Genomic DNA, 2,050 nt, shown 5'->3' with positions numbered 1-2,050 from the left:
AGACCTTGATTGATTTTACCTCCTTAATAAGGGGGTGAGGGGGGGATCTAGTCGAGAAATCAACCTGAATACTTGTAACTAGCAACTTACGTTAATACCCACTCTTTTGTAAATTTGCTAACATTAGAAATAACTGTTTTGTGACTAATTTATGGATAAAGATTCTATGAAAGATGTTCCCCGAAATATGAGACTAACGGGGATGTTTCTTTTTCGTAGCGCACTTATCGAAGCTTCTCGCGGTGAAATACCTATGTGTGTTGTACACACTGCTCATGCAGCCGAAATTCTTTTAAAAGCTCGAATAGCTCAAGAACACCCACTGTTAATCTTTTCTAAATTGCCTAAATCAGATTCAAGTAAAGATCCTCTTACGCTAATGAATCTACTAGAAAGTGGTCGTACTCTAACCTATGAAGAGTTACCTGATCAATTGTGGGCAACTACTGGAATTAAGATTGAACGACTTAATCAGTATCGTGAATTTGGTAGATTAAGAAATCAAATTATTCATCTTTCAATGACAAATACGAAAGAGCTAGATTTGATAACCATTCGCTATTCTTTTGAATTATTAGATCCTTTACTAGAGAGCTTTTGGGGACGTTCAGTTATTGACTTTATAAGAAATGATCCCCGCCCAGATTATTCTGATTCTTATAGTCTTGGATTATTTGCAGGCTCAATCAATGAGGTCTATCCCATAGATGAACGATTGAGGAGTTTATTAGGTGAAGATGCTATAAATAGTTGGGAAGAATTACAGTACAAGGAAAAAGAATGGGAAGAGGAGGAGAAACGGTGGGAATCTCTAACCAATGAAGAAAAACAAGAATACTACAATGAACACTGTGTTGATGCTCCCATAAGTTCTGAGACGGAGGAGATCCTTGATGCTGATGCCAACTGGAAAAATTTCCTTGAATCTTTTTAAAAGCAGTAGGTGTAAGATATACCCCCACGCAATGAGAAGAGTTAGAAAAAGATTTTCATTATCATTAAATACAAATTCTACCAGATAAAATACTTTAGATATTATGGTTGATATGGTAAATCTTATCCTGCTGCAAATCAATCACAAAAAAATCAATATCAAGTAGACTACGATGAACAAAGGAATAAAATGAGCCAGGACGAGATAAACTGCTATTGATAGCCTGTAAATGATTCTTGATACCTGGTAAACCACCATCGGAAAGAGCAAAGCTAAGGTAACTATTGTATTGAGAATCAATTGGACTCTTATGCCATTTTACAGTTTGCCAATCTTCACCATATTCAGGAAATTTGGGATATTGAGTTAATAATAATTTATCTGCTTTCTGAAAACGATTTTTAATTACTTTAGGTAATGGGTAAACAGTCAGAGAAGAACCATCACCCTGAAAAGACCTCCCCGAATCATAATTATAGATGGCAGCAGGTAGTTTTTGAATGCGTGTGGCATAGATACCTTCTAAATAGTTTGCATGATCATCTAAAGACTTTGCATGATAGTATTTTTGATAAACATTAAAAATACCAAGCAGCATACTCCCTTCCCACTCAAGAAATAGACACGGGGACTAAAGCAAAAATATGATTTAAAGTTTTTAATATTTGCTCTGAAGTCATCAAAATTTTGACATTTTCTAAGATTTTCTCGATTTCAGCAATGGTTATATTTGAAGGTAAATGATGCAAGGTCTGTAATCTCAGAAGATGAATTTCATATTCTGCTAGATTAAAGTCTGGTGAGTAAGCAGGAGTATGGACGAATTCTATAGCTATCTTATCCCCTATGCCTGCATTTGTAGATGCTCATTCAACAAATTTTTCATCTTCTGTTTATGAGTAGAGTTGTTATCTAGAGCAATTGATAGCTTCTCTATGTTGTCCTTATAGGCATCTTTACATAAATCGGCAAGGTATTGCGCTACATCTTCGGCTTTTGATTTAGGCTGTAACTGTAAGTAGATTTCTCCAGTTACAGCATCAACCGAGATCATGCCGTTGACTTTGTTTCTCTTTCTTTTTTCGTTACTAGGAATCTCTGGCTTGCTATTTCGCT

General features: G+C 35.5%; 2 protein-coding genes and 1 pseudogene. 1 reads left to right on the top strand and 2 read right to left on the bottom strand.

Annotated features, from left to right (window positions below; translation table 11 throughout):
• Positions 1-151: 151 nt before the first annotated feature.
• Complete coding sequence (locus FJR38_RS06975; RefSeq protein WP_168536121.1) at positions 152-934, top strand: hypothetical protein; 783 nt, start codon at positions 152-154, stop codon at positions 932-934.
• Positions 935-1,028: 94 nt separating this feature from the next.
• Here FJR38_RS06975 and FJR38_RS06970 read toward each other — a convergent pair whose 3' ends face one another.
• Both FJR38_RS06970 and FJR38_RS06965 read right to left on the bottom strand, forming a co-directional pair.
• On the bottom strand, positions 1,029-1,532 hold the full coding sequence (locus FJR38_RS06970) for a hypothetical protein (protein ID WP_168536119.1): 504 nt from the start codon (positions 1,530-1,532) through the stop codon (positions 1,029-1,031).
• A gap of 246 nt (positions 1,533-1,778) precedes the next feature.
• Positions 1,779-2,050: pseudogene (locus tag FJR38_RS06965) on the bottom strand (IS630 family transposase); the annotation flags it as partial.

Origin of the sequence: Anabaena sp. UHCC 0253, from assembly GCF_009712085.1 — a bacterium.
Classification (GTDB): domain Bacteria; phylum Cyanobacteriota; class Cyanobacteriia; order Cyanobacteriales; family Nostocaceae; genus Dolichospermum.
The sequence above is the reverse complement of the archived record's forward strand: the minus strand, read 5'-3'. Positions and strand labels throughout refer to the sequence as shown.